The sequence below is a fragment of the Aquiflexum balticum DSM 16537 genome (assembly GCF_900176595.1).
Classification (GTDB): Bacteria; Bacteroidota; Bacteroidia; order Cytophagales; family Cyclobacteriaceae; genus Aquiflexum; species Aquiflexum balticum.
Genome location: NZ_LT838813.1, coordinates 4,662,641 through 4,683,161, shown reverse-complemented (window position 1 = coordinate 4,683,161; position 20,521 = coordinate 4,662,641). Strand labels below are relative to the sequence as shown.

At 38.9% G+C, this 20,521-nt stretch carries 14 protein-coding genes; all 14 read left to right on the top strand.

Annotated features, from left to right (window positions below; all coding sequences use genetic code 11):
- Nucleotides 1-271: 271 nt before the first annotated feature.
- The 14 genes from B9A52_RS19700 (at nt 272) to B9A52_RS19635 (ending at nt 20,421) form a co-directional block, all read left to right on the top strand.
- Nucleotides 272-1,537, top strand: coding sequence for an efflux RND transporter periplasmic adaptor subunit (locus B9A52_RS19700; RefSeq protein ID WP_231955323.1), 1,266 nt, complete (start codon nt 272-274; stop codon nt 1,535-1,537).
- A gap of 162 nt (nt 1,538-1,699) precedes the next feature.
- Nucleotides 1,700-2,053, top strand: coding sequence for a four helix bundle protein (locus B9A52_RS19695; protein ID WP_084122117.1), 354 nt, complete (start codon nt 1,700-1,702; stop codon nt 2,051-2,053).
- A gap of 166 nt (nt 2,054-2,219) precedes the next feature.
- Nucleotides 2,220-2,918, top strand: coding sequence for an ABC transporter ATP-binding protein (locus B9A52_RS19690; RefSeq protein WP_084122116.1), 699 nt, complete (start codon nt 2,220-2,222; stop codon nt 2,916-2,918).
- 105 nt (nt 2,919-3,023) lie between these two features.
- Nucleotides 3,024-5,384: an ABC transporter permease gene (locus tag B9A52_RS19685; RefSeq protein ID WP_084122115.1), complete on the top strand. Its 2,361-nt coding sequence runs from the start codon at nt 3,024-3,026 to the stop codon at nt 5,382-5,384.
- Nucleotides 5,385-5,710: 326 nt separating this feature from the next.
- Nucleotides 5,711-8,128 (top strand): ABC transporter permease, encoded by a 2,418-nt coding sequence (locus B9A52_RS19680; RefSeq protein ID WP_157370226.1) that lies wholly within the window; start codon nt 5,711-5,713, stop codon nt 8,126-8,128.
- A gap of 191 nt (nt 8,129-8,319) precedes the next feature.
- The gene (locus tag B9A52_RS19675) at nt 8,320-10,689 is read left to right on the top strand and encodes an ABC transporter permease (protein WP_084122111.1); all 2,370 of its coding nucleotides are present in this window, start codon (nt 8,320-8,322) and stop codon (nt 10,687-10,689) included.
- Between the two features lie 110 nt (nt 10,690-10,799).
- Entirely contained in the window at nt 10,800-11,912 is a 1,113-nt protein-coding gene (locus B9A52_RS19670; RefSeq protein ID WP_084122110.1) for a hypothetical protein, read from the top strand.
- Between the two features lie 296 nt (nt 11,913-12,208).
- Nucleotides 12,209-12,574, top strand: coding sequence for a cupin domain-containing protein (locus B9A52_RS19665; RefSeq protein WP_084122108.1), 366 nt, complete (start codon nt 12,209-12,211; stop codon nt 12,572-12,574).
- A gap of 1,012 nt (nt 12,575-13,586) precedes the next feature.
- Nucleotides 13,587-17,294 carry a T9SS type A sorting domain-containing protein gene (locus B9A52_RS19660; RefSeq protein WP_157370225.1) on the top strand — a complete coding sequence of 1,236 codons (3,708 nt, stop codon included), beginning with the start codon at nt 13,587-13,589 and terminating at the stop codon, nt 17,292-17,294.
- A gap of 1 nt (nt 17,295) precedes the next feature.
- Entirely contained in the window at nt 17,296-17,805 is a 510-nt protein-coding gene (locus tag B9A52_RS19655) for a hypothetical protein (RefSeq protein ID WP_084122104.1), read from the top strand.
- Nucleotides 17,802-18,437, top strand: coding sequence for a hypothetical protein (locus B9A52_RS19650; RefSeq protein ID WP_084122101.1), 636 nt, complete (start codon nt 17,802-17,804; stop codon nt 18,435-18,437). The genes B9A52_RS19655 and B9A52_RS19650 overlap by 4 nt, the downstream gene beginning before the upstream one ends.
- Nucleotides 18,438-18,450: 13 nt before the next feature.
- A complete protein-coding gene (locus tag B9A52_RS19645) occupies nt 18,451-18,861 on the top strand; it encodes a hypothetical protein (RefSeq protein WP_157370223.1) in 411 nt (136 codons plus the stop codon).
- 148 nt (nt 18,862-19,009) lie between these two features.
- On the top strand, nt 19,010-19,537 hold the full coding sequence (locus B9A52_RS19640) for a DUF4402 domain-containing protein (RefSeq protein WP_084122096.1): 528 nt from the start codon (nt 19,010-19,012) through the stop codon (nt 19,535-19,537).
- A gap of 53 nt (nt 19,538-19,590) precedes the next feature.
- Complete coding sequence (locus B9A52_RS19635; protein ID WP_084122095.1) at nt 19,591-20,421, top strand: fimbrial biogenesis chaperone; 831 nt, start codon at nt 19,591-19,593, stop codon at nt 20,419-20,421.
- Nucleotides 20,422-20,521: the final 100 nt, after the last annotated feature.

Sequence of the window (20,521 nt, the reverse complement as noted above, 5' to 3'; positions counted from 1 at the left end):
TTCTCCTTCTTTTACCCAAACCTTGTACCGAAATGATACAATCGGACAATGTTTTTCAAAAATCGGTCAATGGATTAAAATTACGCCATTTTTTCATTTCATAGCTATAAACTTTGAAAAGACTGACTGCACTGATTCGCTTGTTTTTTGGTCGCTGGCGGACAATTTTGTTCGAAAAAATCTGGCAACAAAAACCAAGATGCCCTTTTTGGGTTTTTTTGGCCCTTTTGCTCATGGCATATTAATTGGCATTAACAGATCAACCGATTAAATGGAAAATATCACCATGGATAGAAAGATTGAAAAAAAGACCTGGACACCAAAGTTCATAGCGATGATCGCAGGAGGAACGTTACTGATAGGATTTGTCGTATACCAATTGCTTTTTGCTGATTCCAGGTCTTCCATGAATGTCAATATGGAACGCATCACTATCGCTACAGTCAAGGAAGGAGAATTCACAGATTATATACCCGTAAGCGGAAACATAGAACCCGGTGAAGTTTTTTTTCTTGATGCACTTGAAGGCGGTAATATTGCCAGAATTGTGCGAGAATCAGGAGCGTTCGTCAATGCCGGTGATACCATATTGTTGCTTTCCAACAGTAAGCTGCAATTGGAAGTAATGGAAAGAGAGTCCGGTTTGTATTTCCAGATCAATAATCTCAGGCAAGTCCGGTTGCAATTGGATCAGAATGACCTCAGTCAGCAAGGTCAACTTGCAGAGATCGATTATCAGATCAGCCTGCTGAAGCCCCAATATGAAAGGTTCAAAGAGCTTCATGAAAAGAAGTTGGTTTCAGACAGGGAATTTGAAGAAGTCAAAGAACAATATGAATACAATGTCAAACGAAGAAAATTGACTTATGCAGCCTACCGCAATGATTCTATTTCACGTGTGGCCCAAAAAAGGCAACTGGCTGATTCTGAAAGAAGGATGAATCAATCCCTGGATGGAGTAGGTCAGATTTTGGACAACCTTGCTGTAAGGGCACCGATTACGGGGCAGCTTTCCACGGAGCAAATCGAAGTTGGACAATCCATTAGTGCCGGAGAAAGATACGGACAGATAGATATTCTGGATAAGTTCAAAGTCAGGGTACAAATAGATGAACTGTATCTTCCAAGGATTTACACAGGATTGAAAGGGACATTTTCATTTTCAGGTGGCAACTATGAATTGGAAATCGGTAAAATCTATCCTACTGTGGCCGCGGGAAGGTTTGAGGTGGATATGTTTTTCACAGATGAGGCACCTTCGGGAATCCGAAGAGGTCAGACTGTAAGGATCAGATTGGAATTGGGTGAAAGCAATCAGGCAGTTCTGTTGCCAACAGGGGGCTTTTATAAAGATACCGGAGGGAATTGGGTATTTGTGGTAGACCAACAGACCGGCAAAGCAGAAAAACGAAACATCCGTCTTGGTCGAAAAAACCCTGAATTCTACGAAGTGATCGAAGGGCTTGAAATCGGAGAAAAAGTGATTGTCTCCGGCTATGAGAATTTTGGGAAGAATGAGGTGTTGAATTTGAAATAGGGTTTGTCAGATGTCAGATGACGGATGACCGATGTTGGGTTTCAATAAAGGAGGAAGGATAGATAGTTAAATAAACGGTTAAGTTTTATCGTATTTTATTTTCATTGATTTGGTTTTGGTATTTTGGATTAAATAAAATTCTAAACCTAAACCATAGAAATCATGAAATTTAAATTTGAAAAACTGACCATTTGGCAAAAGGCCATGGATTTTGGAGAGGAGGTATTTGAAATGAGTTCAAAATTTCCAAATGAGGAAAAGTTCAATCTCATTTCCCAGATTAGGAAGGCTTCCGATTCTATTGCCTTAAACATTTCGGAAGGTTCTATTGGTCAGTCAAATCTGGAATTCAATAGGTTCTTAGGGTACGCTATCAGGTCTCTTGCTGAAGTAGTCACATGCTTGCATAAGTCCAAAAGAAGAAGATATATAAATGAAAGTGAATTTAAAATATTGTATGACGAAGCCTTTTATCTCATGAACATGATGAATTCCTTCAAATCAAAAATCAAATAAAAATTTATTCTGTGAAACCCAAAATCAGTTTACAATCATCGGTCATCCAACATTGGCTCTCAATCATTTATCAAAAATCAATTAATTAAACAATACCTAAATCAAGCATTCCGATTTCCAACATCGGTCATCGGACATCGGTCATCGGTCATCAAACAATTACAACATGCAAAACATCATCAAAACAGTCAATCTTAAAAAGCTCTATACCACTGAGGAAGTAGAGACTACCGCTTTGGATGAAATTCAGATCGAAATCAAAAAAGGCGAATTTGTAGCTATCATGGGCCCTTCAGGATGTGGCAAATCCACCTTGCTCAATATCATTGGCTTATTGGACAACCCTGATTCCGGTGAATATTACTTCATGGAAAAAGAGGTGGCAAAATTCTCCGAAAGACAACGTTCACAACTCAGAAAGGGGAATATTGGCTTTGTATTCCAGAGTTTCAATCTGATTGACGAACTTACCTGTTATGAAAATGTGGAATTGCCACTCTTGTACTTAAAAACCCCTGCAGATGAGCGAAAAAGAAGGGTAGAAGAAGTCCTTACCAGAATGGGGATTATGCATCGAAAAGACCACTTTCCGCAACAACTTTCCGGTGGTCAGCAGCAAAGGGTGGCAATTGCCAGGGCCATTGTGGCCAAACCAGCTGTCATACTCGCCGATGAACCTACCGGTAACCTGGATTCTGCCAATGGCGAAGAAGTGATGCGTCTTTTGGAGGAACTGAACAATGAGGGAACTACCATCGTGATGGTAACCCACTCTCCGCATGATGCCAATTATGCACACCGCATTATCAATCTGTTTGACGGAAAAGTAGTGACAGAGAATATTAGGGAGCAGTTTCATATTTGAAAAACTGACAGATGTCCGATGTCGGATGACGGATGTTAGCATCTGTCAACTGACACTGGTCTGTTTACAACTATATTTTTTTAAAACTAAGGAACTCCTACATCTATGTTAACCAACTACCTCAAAATCGCTTTTAGAAATTTCAAGAAGCACCGGATGACTTTCGGGATCAATCTCCTTGGACTTACATTGGGACTCACCACTGTGATTCTTATCATGATGTGGGTAAAAGATGAACTGAGTGTTAATCGATATCATGACCTTGGGGATCGGATTTATGCAGTATTCACCAATCATGATAATTCTACAGGTATGGTTACCATAGGCATTACACCGGCCGAAATGGCGGAAGCAATGCGAACCGAACTGTCCCAAGTTGAAAAGGCAATTGCCTATTCTCCTTTTATCGAGGATGTTTCTTTTGAAAGTGAAGGTGACGTTCAATTGGCTGATGGCTTGTTTGTAGATCAGGAATACCTGGATGTCTTCAATGTTGAATTTTTGGCTGGAGATAAAAGTCAGGCTCTAAATGACATCAACAGCGTGGTCCTATCAGAGACTACCGCCAAAAATATTTTCGGTTCCTCCAAAGAAGCTTTGGGCAAAACCCTGAAATGGTCGGTTTTTGAATTCGGAAATGATGTCATAGTAAGTGGGGTATATCGGGATTTTGGATCCTTGGATGTGGATAAACCCGAATTCCTTTTATCATTTTCATTTTTCAAAAACATGCTTGGCGATGGTGCCCATTGGGATAATTTCAATGCAGGTACATTTTTGTTGCTGAGAGAAGGAACAGACGTTGATGCTTTTAATTCACAGATCAAGGACTTTATAAAAGACAGAAAAACTGAAAGTAATGTAACACCTTTCGTACAGGCATTTGAGGACACCTATTTGTATGGCACCTTTGAAAATGGCAAAGTTGTCGGCGGAAGGATCAATTACGTTTGGATTTTTTCAGGCATAGCCTTGTTCATTTTGTTGATTGCCTGTATCAACTTTATGAATTTGACGACAGCAAGAACCATTAACAGGGTCAAGGAAATAGGGGTAAAGAAATCGATGGGTGCAAGCAGAGCGGGTTTATTCACTCAATTTATGGTAGAAACCTTATTGCTCACTTTTTTGGCCTTGGTTACTGCGCTGATATGTGCCAAACTTCTCCAACCATTTTTCAATCAAGTATCCATGAAAGACTTGAAAATGGATGTTGACCTGAGTCTGATGCTGATGTTGACTGCCGTTTGGATCGTAACCGGTCTCATGGCGGGAATATATCCTGCTGTTTATCTCTCTAAGTTCAAACCTGTTCAGATTCTGAAAAGCAATATCAAAGGAAGTTTTGGCGAGCTATTGGCAAGGAAGGGATTGGTAGTATTTCAGTTTTCCATTTCCCTTTTATTGATAATCGGAATCCTGGTGATTGGGAGGCAGATGTCTTTTATCCAAAATCAAAACCTCGGCTACAACCAATCCAATTTACTTCAGGTGAGTTCCTCCTCACTTTCCAATGCTCAACTGGAATTGTTTCTGGATCAAGTAAAAAGAATTCAGGGAGTGGAAAATGCTTCAAGCCTTTCCCATCCATTAATTGGTTTGATGAGTTCCACGATTGGATTGACTTGGGAAGGTAAAAATCCAGATGAACAGGTCAAATTTGAGAACATTACTGTCAACATGGATTTGATCGAAACCATGGAATTTGAACTACTCGCAGGGAGGTCTTTTTCTCCTGATTTCGGTGATGAAAAGAGTAAAATAATCCTCAATGAGGAAGCCGTCAAGGTAATTGGTCTGGAAAACCCAATTGGGGCCACTGTCAATCTTTGGGGCGAAGACAAAGAAGTAATCGGAGTATTGAAGAACTTTCATTTTGAATCCCTAAAAGAGACTGTCAAGCCGGCATTCTTGAAATACGATAATACTTTTATGCAGAAAGTCATTCTCAGGATAGAGGGGGAAAACCAAGTTGAAACCATTGCTTCCATTTCGGAATTATTTGAAGGTCTATTGGCCCAAAAGATGGATTACAGCTTTATGGATCAAGATTTTCAGACGCTTTACCTTCAAGAGCAAAGGGTTTCAAAGCTCGCCAGGTATTTTGGGGTTATTGCCGTTTTTCTTTCCTGTTTGGGATTGTTCGGATTGGCTGCATTTACTGTTGAGAACCGTAAAAAAGAAATAGGTGTAAGAAAGGTATTGGGTGCCTCCATCAATTCCATTCTATATCTCATTGTCAAGGACTTCGTATTACTTGTCCTCATATCAATCATAGTCATTATCCCTTTGGCATGGTACCTATCCAATTCCTGGCTTCAGGATTATGCATTCAAAATAAATCTTAGCTGGGGGATTTTTGCCGGAGCAGCTGTAATAGTACTGTTGATTGCCTTGATAACTGTCAGTTTTCAGGCTTTCAAAGCCGCGATCAACAATCCCGTCAATTCGCTGAGTTCTGAGTGATTTATTGAAGTTGTTTTGCTGGAAAGTACCTTCTCTCCAGGGTAGTGTTGATTCCTTTCAAAAAGGCGCTTCCCGGATAAGGGATTTTCTTTATCTCCCAAAGATAAAATCAACACTGAACTCCTTTGATCATGATTAGATTGCCTAAGATATATTCGACCGCATTCGGACGTTTTTGTCCGAAAAATTCAGGTTATTGATATAGAAAGGTTCATTTTTAGTAGAAATTTGAAGTTTTGACATGGCATGAATCTGGTTTTACTCTATTTGAATATGCTTATTATTTCGATGTTTGGGTTTTTCTTTATCAAAATGAATCATCAATCATGCTCAAAAATTACTTTAAAATCGCTTGGCGCACATTGACCCGAAGTAAATGGATCGGAGTCATCAATATCCTGGGATTGACCATTGGGGTCACAGCTGCATTATTGATTTTTGTTGTGGTACAATATGAATTGAGTTATGATAAGTTTCTAAGTAATTACAATCAAATTTACAGAATAGTAACGCAGGACCATTATGATACGGCCACAGACTACACTCCTGGAGTAGCCAATCCTTTTCCGGATGCCTTGCGGGAAGAACCTTTGAGTTTTGAGCTAGTGGTTCCGGTTGTTTCTCATTTTTCGGTACAAGTGAATGTATTGAAAGGAGCTGGAGAAGAATTTGATAAGTATAAATCTGAAAGCTTTTTTTCCTCCACTTCTGATTATGCTGTCCTTTTTGACCTTGAGTTTTTGGTAGGCAATGCATCTGTATTGGATCTGCCAGATCATGTGGTATTGACCAAATCAGAAGCGGAAAAGTATTTTGGCAGTTGGGAAATTGCTCAGGGTAAAACCCTGCAATTGACCAATGGAGTAGAATTATTGGTAGGGGCAGTAGTCAAGGATATCCCTGAAAACAGCAACTTTGGTTTTAATTTAATGTCTTCTTTCGAAACCATGCGATCCCATCAGGATGCTTTTGGGTATGATTTGGAGGAGTGGGGGAGTACAGGGAGTAATTTTCAGGTATATGTTAAGACCAACCCAACTACTGATTTGGCTAAAGAAAAAGCCCAATTAGCGGATTTTTCCAAAAAGCATTTCGAAGGCAGAAGCGTTTCCACCAAATCCCATCACCTGCAACCCTTGGGTGATATCCATTTTAATCCCTTATATGAACCCCTGACAGGGAGAATGGTCAGGCAATCCACCATCAAGACTTTGATGCTTGTGGGTATTTTTATCCTTATCATGGCATCTATTAATTTTGTAAATATAAGCACTTCACAGGCCATTGGCAGAAGTAAGGAAATCGGGGTGAGGAAAGTAATGGGTGGATCCAAAGTACAAATTGCTCTACAATCCTTTGGAGAGACATTCCTTACTGTTCTACTGGCTTCTTTTTTCTCTTTTTTATTAGCCAATTTCCTATTGCCATTTTTGGATAAAATTGCAGATGTCCCAGCTACTTTAAGCTTGCTTCAATGGCCAATCATTGCGTTTATTTCTGGTTTGATAGGTGTGCTGACTTTGTTTTCAGGTTTTTACCCTGCGATTATTGTTTCCAAATACCAGCCAGTCAAAGCATTGAAAAATAAATTTCAAAGTGCTGATATCGGAGGTGTTTCTATCCGTAGGGGCTTGGTTATCCTTCAGTTTACCATTGCACAAGTCTTAATGATAGGTACCTTAATTGCCATTAAGCAGATGAATCTTATCCAAAATATGGATTTGGGGTTCAATAAAGATGCTGTCTATTTTATCCAGGTTCCTTCAGAAAACAGCGATACTGAGACACGGATAGATGGATTCAAGGAAGAACTGCTGAGAATCCCTGGAATTATCGGAGCAAGTCTTGCTTCTGACGTCCCCTCTTCCGGTAGCAATTCAGCAACCAATTTCTATTTTGATAATAGAAATGAAGACATCATCTTCCCGGCATTTTTGAAATTTGCTGATGAAGCTTATTTTGATTTGTTTGAAATGGAGTTTGTGGCGGGACAGGCTTATGTAAAAAGTGATTCCATCCGAAATGTTGTGATCAATGAAACCATGGCCAAAAAACTTCTTATACCATCGCCTGAAGAGGCGATTGGAAAAAATATCCGTTTGGGTGCCAGTGAATGGGTACCTATAAGTGGTGTAGTCAAAGATTTTACAGTCAATTCACTTCGTGAGGAAATGAAGCAGTTGGTGATTACTACCCAAAAAAGCAGGTACTCATTGGTGGCAGTAAAGTTGGAAGGTGGTATCAATGCTTCCAAATTAGCTGACATACAGGACCAATTTGAAAATATCTATCCAGAGCAAATCTATACGGCAGAATTTTTAGATGAATCCATTGCAGCATTTTATGAAAATGAGCAAAAACTGGCCACAGTATATAAAATATTTGCCTTATTGGCGATATTGATTTCATGCATTGGCTTGTATGGTTTGGTTTCTTTCATGGTAGGCCAAAAAGTGAAGGAAATAGGTATCCGTAAAGTTTTGGGTGCCACAGTTTCACAGATTACGGTAATGATCTCCAAAGAATTTATTTTGATGGTATTGGTGGCTTTTACAGTTGCTATTCCTCTGGCGTACTATATGGTTCAGGAATGGTTGGCCTCATTTGCATATAAAACACCTATTTCAATAAGTTTATTTGTAATGGTTCTGTTGGTCTCCTTACTGATAACAGCATTTACAGTAGGTTCCAAGGCCATCCGTGCAGCCATTGCCAATCCGGTGAACAGTTTGACAGATGAATAAGTGATCAGAAGGTAGAATTATGTATTTGTATAGAAATACTTTGTGAAATGTCGAAGAAATATTCCGATGCCTAGAAATTTGAAAAAGGACAGTGTAAAAAATATTTCAATTTATATCTATCATTTTTCACCTTATATCAATCATAAATTCCAATTCAGAAATTAAGCGGAAAAATTATAATCCCAGGAAATATGTTTAAAACTAACTTTAAAATCGCACTCCGTGGCTTTGCCAAGCACAAGCTCACCTTCTTTATCAACCTGTTTGGATTGGCGCTGGGTCTTTGGGCTGCTATTCTGATTGGTCTTTGGGTCAAATCCGAACTGAATGCGGGTAGGGATTTTGCTGAAATTGACCAGGTTTACCGCATCATGGAACATCAACGCTACGGATCTGATATTTTTACCATCACATCAACTCCCGGCATCCTGGCAAATGATTTAAAGGAATATTTTTCTGAGGTAGAAAAGTCGGCCACATACTCTTGGAGTCAGGAAAATCTTTTTGTCAAAGAAAATACCAGGCTCAAATTGAATGGTTTTTTTGCCGGAGAAGATTACCTCCACATAATGCAGTATGCTTTTCTTCACGGTGACAGGAACCGGGCATTGAGTGAAATAAACCATATCGTCCTGACTGCAGATGCTGCCATCAAATTGTTTGGGAAAACGGACGTGATCGGGGAATCGGTGGTGATGAAAGAAACAGAAGGAGAGAATTCCTTTATTGTTAAGGCCGTTTTGGCTCCTTTTTCCAAAGATTCATATGCTGATTTCGATTACATTCTGCCTTTCCAATTCATGTTGGACAAGCCCTATAATTCCTGGTTGAAAGAATGGGGGAATAACGGTCCAAGTACCATTGTCAAACTGCATAAGGATGCAGATTGGCAGGCTTTTTCAGCAAGTATTGCAGATTATATCGTGGAAAAAAATGACGGAAGCAATGTCACACTTTTTGCCTATCCCCAATCAGAACTATATCTCCATGGAAAATTCAAAGATGGAATCCAGCAAGGGGGAAGAATTGAATATGTCAGGTTATTTTCGGTCATCGGTATATTCGTATTGCTGATAGCCTGTATCAATTTTATGAACCTCTCCACTGCCAAATCCCAGAAAAGGGCCAAAGAAGTTGGGGTCAGAAAGGTGGTCGGGGCTGAAAAAGGCGCTTTGGTCAACCAATTTCTAAGTGAATCACTTTTGATGACTGTATTTGCCACTGCCATTTCACTTTTGTTGGTAGAATTGACTTTGCCCATATTCAATACCCTGACCGGCAAGGTGATGTCCGTGCCTTATGCCGATGGGATGTTTTGGCTACAGTTGTTGGGCATCATGTTGTTTACCGGTTTGGTAGCAGGGAGTTATCCGGCATTTTACCTTTCTGCCACAAAAGTAGTTTCAGTTTTCAAAAGCCATACAAAAGCAGGTAAGGGAGTAGTTATGGCCAGAAAAGGTTTGGTGACTTTTCAGTTTATTCTTGCTACCGTTTTGATTGTTTCCACCTTGGTCGTTTATCAGCAGATCAATTTTGCCCTGAACCAAAACCTGGGATATGACAAAGAGCAATTACTGGTGGTTCCTTTGGAAGGAAAACTGATGGACAATTATGAAGTGTTCAAAAACCGTCTTGACCAAAACAATGAAGTCAGGTCTATCAGCCGGTCAACCCATTCGCTTTTGGGAAGGAATTCAAATACGGGTGATGTCAATTGGGAAGGCAAAGATCCTGATTTCAATGCGCTGTTTGAAATTATGCGGATGGATTATGGGTTTATAGAAACCTTGGGTTTACAGTTGATCAAAGGAGAAGATTTCTCAAGAGAAAAAGGAGCGGATTCCATTCAGGGTGCAATTATCAATAAGAGGGCTTATGAACTGATAACAGAAAATAATCCTGATGCTTTATCATTCAATTTGTGGGGCGATGACAGGATTATTACAGGAGTGGTGGATGACTTTCATTTTCAGAGTTTCCATCAGGCCATGGAACCTGTAATTATCTTACTTGACCCTTCTTTTGCATCCAATTGTTTTATCAAAGTAGGTACGGGAGATATCCAAAACACCATTTCTTCCATTGAAAATCTTGCCTTGGAAATCAATCCTGATTTTCCTTTTCAGTATTCCTTTATGGATGAAAATTATGCCCGGATGTACAGTGAAGATGTGAAAATAGGGGAACTTGCCAAATACTTCAGCATCCTGACTATTTTGATTTCCTGTTTGGGTTTGTTGGGATTGTCCGCACATATTGCGGAGCAAAAAACAAAAGAGATCGGAATTAGAAAAGTATTGGGCGCTACTACATTTTCAATCCTGAATGTCATCAATAAGGAATTTATAGCCATCGTATCCATTTCCATTCTTTTGGGATCAGGATTGGCGTATTGGGCCATGCAGGAATGGCTTTCCGGATATGCTTACAGAATAGAATTTGAATGGTGGTTTATTCCAACAGCAGCCGCTGTAATTCTTTCAATTGCTTATTTGACTGTCACTTTACAGGCTTTGAAATCGGCACAGATTAATCCGTCGAGCACTTTGAAGAGTGAGTGATAGAAAAGGATGAAGGATAAAGGATGAAGGATGAAGGTAGATCCAAGAGACAAGATCAAAAGCTTGTCCCGAGTATCGGGTAGCCAAGAGTTAGCCACAATTAAAACCAAATGAAGAAAAAAACAAGAAACATTTTACTTATTAGCATCTCAATATTGGTTGCTCTATTCTTTTATGGAAGACACAATTTTGACAACGATAGACAAAGTTTTAGAGAAATTGTATCATTAGCAGGTGTTGGAGATGTTAGCACTGCTTTTATCAAAATGGAAGAAAGAAAAAGTTTCTCAAATCCGATATTGAATTTTATTTATCAAAGATGGAAGAAAAAAATGTATGCTCGTTTTGTTTCAAAAGAAGAAGTGTTTGAAAATACCTCTGGAAACAAAATAGTTAACGACATTTCAAACATTTACCGTGAATATTGGAGAGTGGAACTGATGAAACCCTTGCCAGAAAGCAGAACAGACTCCACGCTTTATAATAACATCACTGACTATGTACTATCCAACAAGTTAACAAGACTTTCAAAAGATAGCTTAAGCAAGAATGTTAAAGACGACTCTGTTTTGAAAGAAATAATTGAAAAAGAAGGGTTTAAAGTAGATTTTAAATTCCGAAATGGTTTTCAAGAGATATTTATTTGGAATAAAGAAAGCACTAAAAAGTATGAAGTTATCTTACCAAAAGACACTGTAAAAACTACTGTTGTTTTTATTGAAAGCTATCATATAAACGGATATGATGAATTTGCAACAGCTGGCGATTCTCAAGTTGGTGGCTGGGCTATAAAAGAATCTGCAACTCTTTACTGTAATAAAGGTAGTTACGATTTAAATTCAGAAACTTTTGAAGTTTCTTATTTAAAACATGAAAGTTTACATTTTACTGATTTAAATAATTACCCAAACTTAAGTTCTGCTGATTTGGAATATAGGTCTAAGGTTATTGAATTAATGTACTATACCGAAGAAACAATTTATGATAAAATAGGAATTTTTATGATTGGGGCAAATAAAGCAAACAGGGACAATTCTCATCCGTACGCCAATTACATTTTGATTCAAAATATGTCGAAATTGATATTCAATTCCGATTTCAACTCAGATATTAACCAATGGAAAAAAGTATCGGTTGATAAAATTAACAAGGCTGCATCTTCATTGTATGAATCAAGTGAAAATATACTGCGGAAAGACAATAGCTTAAATGAAATAATATAAACTGTGGCAGCAGCAGTTTGGAAAAATGGCGGGTTCAGTGCTAAAATCAACTGCAGTTCTTCGATTTTTTTGTGCAAAACTGAAAATTTGTGCTTCGATTTCCGCCACTTCGCAAGCTGCGAACCGAGTACAAAAAGAGGCGAGATCCTAGAAAGTAGAGGTGAGATCAAAATAAAACTTGTTAAAAGTGTTTTAATGAGTAAAGTATCCTTTTGGTTTTTGATTCTTTTGGAATCATATTAGTCTTTATAAATTGAAATTTAAGATTCAATTCAAGACAAATATTCTTAGACCTTATGAAAACAAACCTGCAGGAAAAATTCGGTAAGATCTCCGATTTTTGGCATCCTTATATTATTGGGGAGCTCAATGAGAATTTTGTTAAACTCGCCAAATTAAATGGGGAATTGGTCTGGCATAGTCATCAGGATGAAGATGAAATGTTTGTGGTGATTTCCGGAACCTTGATGATGGACTTTAAGGATGGCAAAAGGATTGCTACCGGGCCAGGTGAGATTTTGATTGTCCCAAAAGGCGTGGAGCATTTTCCTTGGACCAAAGAAGGGGAAGAAGTACACGTTATGTTGATTGAACCCAAAAGTACCAAGCATACAGGAGAAACTAAATCTTCCCAAACCATTGAAAAGTTGGAATGGATTTGATGACTTTATAAAGATTCGTTTATATCCGAAATAACAAGTAGCCACAGATTATTTTGCCGTTAACTTAGAAAGCCTGCCGGGGCCATTCTTCAAAGAGTATTATTTTGGGATGAATTTGGAGAGGCATAAAAAAATATTTTTGTATATGTAGGTGCTCAATTATGCCGGTAGATTGGACATCTATGTTAATTCTCGTCTGAGGACTGAAATGCCGATACATCGGTCTTCCGACTTCGGTCTTCCATCCCGATTGAAGAAGATTAATTGCTTACTTGCAAAGAAGCGTATATCCATATTTTTGTATTTAAATTGGGTTCTTTCAAAAAAACGGCAATAATTAAAAAGCGGATTTTTAGTGGATTCAATACCTTTTGAAAACCTCTCTTTTTTACATATAAAAATTCAAAAAAGTGGAATTTTTTAGGCCAAAATCAAGTGGTAATCTTTGCCAAAACCAAGTGAAAATCGATAGGGGTATGAAAAAAAACAATCTTTTTTTCAATTTTTTATTTAACATTCAATTCAATCCAAAAATGCTATGAAATTCAAATTTTTAGTCGGATAATACAAATTAGATAGATAATTAAATATATCGAATATCGTAGAAATACACCATATTTAATATGTCAATCATTTATTTTATTATAAAATGTTTGGTTAATGCAATTTTTATTTATATTTCGAAAAATTCAATGAATCATTTAGTGCAAAATTTTACGAGTAATATCCGACTTCACCTATTGTGTATTACTCAAAAATCGAAGCGAAAAGTTTGTCTCACCCTTACTAATGAAAATTGAATTTCGCCAATTACCCGAATAAATTCTTTACAGGTTCGATTTTACCAAAGTTCGATTCTGAGTTTAATTACCCAAACACAGAAGGCTTTATTTAAACTGAATGTTTATTCAAGTTAGTTTTAAGATTGCCCTCTGTATTGCTAATACCTCCGGTTGTTTTTCAACCGTTACCTAACTCTTCAAAAGTAGAATGTCCATTTTTAAAAAAAATATTGTGGAAAACCATTAATTGGAAGATTGCAGTATCTATCCTATCGATGATGATAGTTACCTGCATTGAGTCCATGGCACAGATCACCTATACTTGGGTTGGTCTGAATGGTGGTTCATGGACTTCTCCATCGAATTGGTCACCTTCAAGAACAACCTTGCGCAACAATGACAGATTGGTTTTTGACATGGGAGGAAATTGGTCTGTTGTTGGTGCGCCAAGTCAAACAATTTCTGGTTTGTTTGTAGTCAACAATACCACACTTACTCTTTCCTCTACCATAAGCAACCAAAATTTTACTATTAACAATGGGGCAGGGATTGATTTTTTGGTTGAAGAAAATTCATCCCTTACTATTTCCGGGTCATCCCTGATGAGAATAAGCTTCGGTACAAATTCGACCGGAGAAATCAATGGTGAACTTGTGATTGGAACCAACGGGAATGTAAGGACCAATGGTACCAATTGTATTCTGACAGTAAACGGAAAAATAAGGAATGAGGGCGGTAATTTTGCCAATACAACTGTTCAAAGACTGATTTTCGGACCAAATTCAGTTTTTGAACATGCCAGAAATACCACCAATATACCTATCGCATCTTGGAATGCTTCTTCCACAGTAATTATTTCAGGATTAATAGGCGCGGGTATATTAGGGACCAACCAAAATTTTGGAAATTTTATTTTCAGGTCTCCTAATATGACATTTGCTTCAATGAATTTTTCACCTCTAAGTATTCGAGGTGATTTGATCATAGATAATGGAATCTCCACGACCCAACTTAGACAGACTACAGTTGCGCTGAATGTGTCCGGTGATTTTATCGTCCTTGGTGGAAATTATGCCATTGGGAATACCAGTAATGCTACCCGAACCATCCGAGTAGGCGGGGATTTTCAGATTTCTGGAGGTTCACTGTTTATGACGAGGGTAAATGGGGCCACGGGCGTAGTGGAAGTAAACGGAGATTTTCTTCATGAAGGCGGTACAATTACTCAAACAGGAACAGGCAGAGGAAGGATTGCCTTTGTAGGTGATGGTTCTTTACCACAGACTTTCTCTTCTAATGGAACAATAACGAATAGAATTGATTTTTTAATTTCTCCCGGCTCTTATCTTGAAGGAATTTCTCCAAATAGTAATTTTTTAGGAGCCGGGAATTTTTCTTTGGGATCAGGGGCTACTTTGGTAATTCAAAGCCCTGAAGGTATTACAGCATCAGGACCTGATGGTATGGTAAAAGTAACAGGTACAAGAAATTATTCCTCCGAGGCCAACTATATCTACAGAGGAAATAGTAATCAAATTGTAGGTAATGGACTTCCTGCCACAATAAATAATCTAACTATAGAGAATTTGGGTGGTAACCAAGACCAAACTGTTAGTCTGCTTCGAAATACACTGGTAAATGGGGACTTGAATGTCTTTAATGGAATTCTTGACTTAGGTGAATTTACTTTGCAAGGTTCAGCCTTAGGAGGATTAATCCTGGAAAGTGGAGCTGGATTGAGAATAGGAGGGAATTCCACTTTACCTGAAAATTTCGCCTCCCATCAGTTTGCCTGTGACAGTAGTGTGGAATATTATGGGTCAAATCAAGATGTTACCAATCCCATTTCCCCCACTATTTACGGCATTCTTATTTTGAGCGGAACAGGGATAAAAACTTTACCTCTTGGATTGGAAAGAACCTGCAATAATCTTGTTTTTGGCGGAACAACCACAACAGCAGCTGTCCAATCTATGGAAATAGCTGGAGATTTGATCGTTGAGGCTGAAGCTGTATTTCAGGGAGGCGATTTTACCCATGAGGTTGGCGGCAATTGGCTGGTTTCAGGAACCTACGAGCCGGGAAATGGTGTGGTGCTTTTTCAGGGATCGGATATCAAATCAATTTCAGGAGGCACCTTTAATCAGGTCTCCATAACTGGTTCAGGACTAAAAGTTATAGAGGGGAATACCAATATTTCCGGTGCTGCGGTGATTCAAAGTCCCGTCCAACTAACAGATGGGACACAGTTATCAGTGAATGGTTCAGCTTTGTTGCGGATAGAAAATTCAGGGGCTGTTTCAAGTATTGGAAATGGACGTATTGTTTTGAACCCCGGCTCCAGATATCTCAATTACAGTACAAGCAACCCTTTGCTGGAAGTTCAACAGGAACTTCAGGGTTCGGCAGGCTGGCGTATGATTGGAACTCCGGTCAATACCACCTATGCAGATTTTTTGGGAAGCTTGGAAAGTCAAGGTTTTTCCGGATCAGATTACCCTTCTTTTCAGCCCAATGTTTTATGGTTTGATGAGACAGATTTGGGTTCAGGATTGCAGGCATGGAGGATGCCCAATGAGATCAATGACGTGATACCAACTGGAAGGGGCCACTATATTTTTGTTTTTAATGGTGAAGCTAAGCCAGACAGTGGTACCTATAGCGACAACTTGCCTTTGATTACCAATGGAACAGGTACTGAACCCAATCTTCAAAATAGAGCCGTCGATTTTGGAGTAACCTTTACACCAAGAGAAGATCAATTGGTTTCAGTTGGTAATGATTTTACAGAAATTAACGTGGAAAATGAAGGGTTTAACCTGATTTCAAATCCCACAGCATCATATTTGAATTTTTTTGCGGGTTCAGGCTGGGTCAAGACCAATTTGGATAACACCATTTATGTATGGGATCCTGCCTCCAATAATTTCCTGACCCACAATGGTACCATTGGTTCACTGAATGATGGTATTTTGGCTCCTTTTCAAGCTTTTTGGATCAAAAGTAATGCTCCAAATCCTTCATTGCAATTGATCAACAATGATCCCAAAACAGACTTTTCCGTTGATTTTCTAGGTAGGAAAACAATAAACGAACCGTTTGCCATCTCGCTCAAAGTAATGGGAGAGGGAATGGAGGCAACTTCATTTATATCCTTTGGTAAAGAAGGTAAAGAAGGCAAAGATCCTCAGGATGCGTACCAATTGGAGTCCTTAAGCAAAAATTGGTTGTTTTTATATTCATATGGTTCCTTGACAGAAGAACAACCTATGGTCATCAACCATCAATCGCTTTTGGGTGATGCGGAGGAGCGGATCATTCCTTTACATATAGCAGCATCTAATGATGGATTTCCTGTTAAAGGATCCTTTTTGCTGGATTGGAAGCTTCCGGAAACATGGCCTGCAGATAAAGGGATTTTCCTGATGGATCATCTCCAGGAGATGGCTATTGACATGCAGGCCCAGACAGTTCATGTATTCAACTTTGAAGCTCCGGTAAATACCAGCCACAGGCTCAGTGATGATTTTTTCCTTCCTCAGGCTGTCATATTCGATTCTCCATTTACCAATGACGAAGCATTGGCCAGAAAAAACCCAAGTAAACCATTCAGGCCATTTACTATTTATATCGGATCAGCTCCCGATGGTAGAAATCAGGAATATCTTCCTGCAGCGCCAAAGTTATTTGATCCATATCCCAATCCATTTCAAAATAATGTCAAAATCAGGTTTTTCTTACCTGAAGCCATGCCTGCTGAAATCAGGATTTATGATACGCATGGCAGACTGCAAGGTCAGTTTCCTAAGACAGTGTATCCAACAGGAATTCATGAATTGGAATGGGAGACTTTTCACAATAATCTTTCCAATGGCCTTTATATCGTCCATTTATTGACAGACCAATATACTTTCACCAAAAAACTTATAAAAAACTGATATGCGTATATTCCTCTCCTTATTTTTTGTGATCAATATTTTTTGTTTGGAAAATTCCTTTGCACAGGAAAATGGTCGTATTGCTGCCATGGAAGTCAAAGCTTCCGCAGTAGTCACCGATAACCTGTTCATGCTGACTATCAGGAATATTGATCTCATCAATCCAAAAGTAGAGGGCGATTTCATAAAAGTATCTCCTATCCACAGTGATTTTGCAGGAATGTTCAAAATCCTGGGTACCCCAGGTGCAAGAGTCAGGATTACTTATCTGCAAAACGAGTTGATCAAGGAAGAAAACTCCGGTCCGGGAGAAGTCTATGCAGAATATGTTTTGAGCGCAGCTTTTGATGATATTCAGTTTCAAAGTGCCCTTTTGGATGTAGGTGAAGGTGTGTTTCCCATAGGACCTGACGGAGAATTATATGTTTGGTTAGGTGCAAATCTCGATTTAAGCGCTGCCATGCCAGGTCTTTATTTATCGGAATTTATAATCGAATTGGAATATATATGAAGTTTGGAAAATCCACATATCGTCCCCAAATGAAATGGTCTCTGACCTATCTACTGATCGGATTTGCAGTAGTGTTCCAAGCACATGCCCAAAGAATCAGCTTCAGTACATGGACAGGAAGTGATGATATCAATATCCTGTCTCCACAAGGTGCTTTTCCCGTTTTGGACTTCAGTCAAAAGAAAAGAGTATTGTTGCCTAATTCGGAAGCAGTTGGGATTGAATTAACCGATAATCAGGCTGTAATTTTTGAAATTGAAGCTCCTGAGGGTTTTGACCTTACCGTGGAAGTAGATGCTCCTATTCAATTTGTTCTCTCAGATAATCCATCGGAAAGTATTCCATTTCAACTTCGAATGGCCTATAATAATCAAAGTCCGGGAGATGAAGTTTCGGGAAAGCTCAATGCCATAGAACTTCCTTTGGGATTCAATAGTATCAGTTTTCCGGTAAATAGGAACAGCAGTGGCCTGCCGGCTGCGCCTCCTTCACCGGAGTTTGGAGGCATTACAAGACCAAAGACCCGTGCATACCTGTATTTCTATGGAAATATTGGACCAATAGGCAATGTAGCTGCCGGCAGATATGAAGGAGAAATCAATATCAACGTATCCTTTGTCTCCAATGATTGAAAAGCCGAACATATTGATTTTATCATTACTGGCCTTTATGACCTTTGATTTGGTACATGCTCAAATGGTCGGGTTCAGATTGGAATTGGAAGCTGGTGTCAATTTCAACTCCTCTCTTCACGAAACCGTCAGCAAAGATGGGAAAAACAGGACCCTTTGGGTAGAAATGTTGACACAGGAAAATATTCAGGTTCTGGTTCAAATGATAAATGAAAATGGTGAATCTGTAAGTAACCCGTTCTTGGTGGTCAATGACGGGTCAGGAGATTTTTCAAATGCAATGAATATGAATGGAACTGGTTCGTTCCAAATAAGGGAAGATGGAAAACTTAAAAGCAATACTTACCCCAGAATTTCTTATTACAGTGCCTGGATTGGGATTCCTTTCCGGCCAAAAACCATCACAGTAATTGAGTATCATTAAATCTAATTAAAACTTAAATAGAATTCTTATGTAAACCATTGACTAACTTTTCATTACGCATGAAAAATCACCCGAAAAATCAAACTTTAAATTTATTTATCTCAAAAAAAACAATCAAAATCAATTTTAAACTAATCAAACAAACAAAATGAAAACAACAATTAAATCTCTAGTAGTGGCCCTTTTTTTAGTTGGCCTATCTAATGTGGCATTTGCTCAAAAGACAGCTACTGCCAATGCAGCAGCAGAAGTCCTCCAGGATTTGGAAATCAATTTGGATGCGACATTGAATGAAATCAATTTCGGTAGAATTTCTGCCACAACTCCCGGAACAGTTATTTTGGATGCCAATGATGCCGCCAATAACCAAAATACAGGATCTATTACCAATGTGGCAAGGTTTCAATTGGTAGGTGCCAATGGTGGGGTGACTGTATTTTACGATGGAACAGTAGTATTGAATTCCGGACCGGATAACATCACCATGACCACTCAGGTTGTCGGTGACTCTAATGTGGCAAATAGAGCTTCTGCCATTGGAATAGCAAGTGGTTCAACTGTCACTTTGGTTGGTAATGATTATTACCTCTGGATCGGTGGTTCATTACCTGCTTTGGCTGGTCAGGAAACTGGAAATTATACCGGTACTTTCAACATCAGTGCAGAATATAACTAGTTTGGAAAAAATCAGGCCGATCTCTCTGATCGGCCTGTTTAACTTAAAATGTCATGAAAAAGATATTTGCTTCATTGAGCTTTCTAATTGCCGTTACCTTGGGGTTTCCGGGCATAGCTCAAATTTCTATTGCGCCTACTTCAGTATTTGTAGATAACAATGGGATTGCTTCTTTCTATGTAACCAATCCATCAGATGAGCCACAGGAAATCAATATTGGTTTTGTCTTCGGTTATCCGGGAAATGATGATCAGGGAAATCTCCTTATGGTATATGGTGATAGCCTTAGAGAAAAGGAATTTGGTATTGGCGACCGATTGAGGGCTTTTCCAAGGTCTTTTGTTTTAGCTCCGCAGCAACAGCAGACCGTTCGCCTTCAGTTGAGACCGGATAGAAGCCTTCCTGATGGAACCTACTTTACCCGATTAAAAGTCACTTCCAATGCCCAATCCAGGGAAGTAGGGGAAATAGCACAAAATGAGGTGGCTACCCAGGTAAATTTCAAATTTGACCAAGTGATTCCTGTATTCTACAAGCATGGTGAAACCAAAACCGGAATAGAAATCTCTGAAATAGAAACTGACATTACAGGGAACAACCTGAGGGCAGTTGCTGACTTCCGGACTACAGGCAACTCTCCATTTATCGGCAGTGTGACTGCCATGCTCAAGAATAAAGATGAGAAAATAGTTGCAGAGGTGCAGCAGACAACTGCCTTGTATTTTAGTGGGAAAAAAGGAATGGAACTGAGTTTGCCTGAGGGTTTGACTTCCGGCGAATATCAAGTGGAACTTCGATTCGAAACAAAGAGATCTGATATTGCTTCCAATAATCTGGTGCAGACCAGTCCAATAGCCAAAAGAGTCTATGTTCGGATTCCTTAATAGGCAATCCGAACAAAGATTTTGAGTCAATTTTATTAATCACCCAGTTTTTTTATTCATTTGTTTTTCAGTTATATACACCTGATTTGGAAAAAGTCAG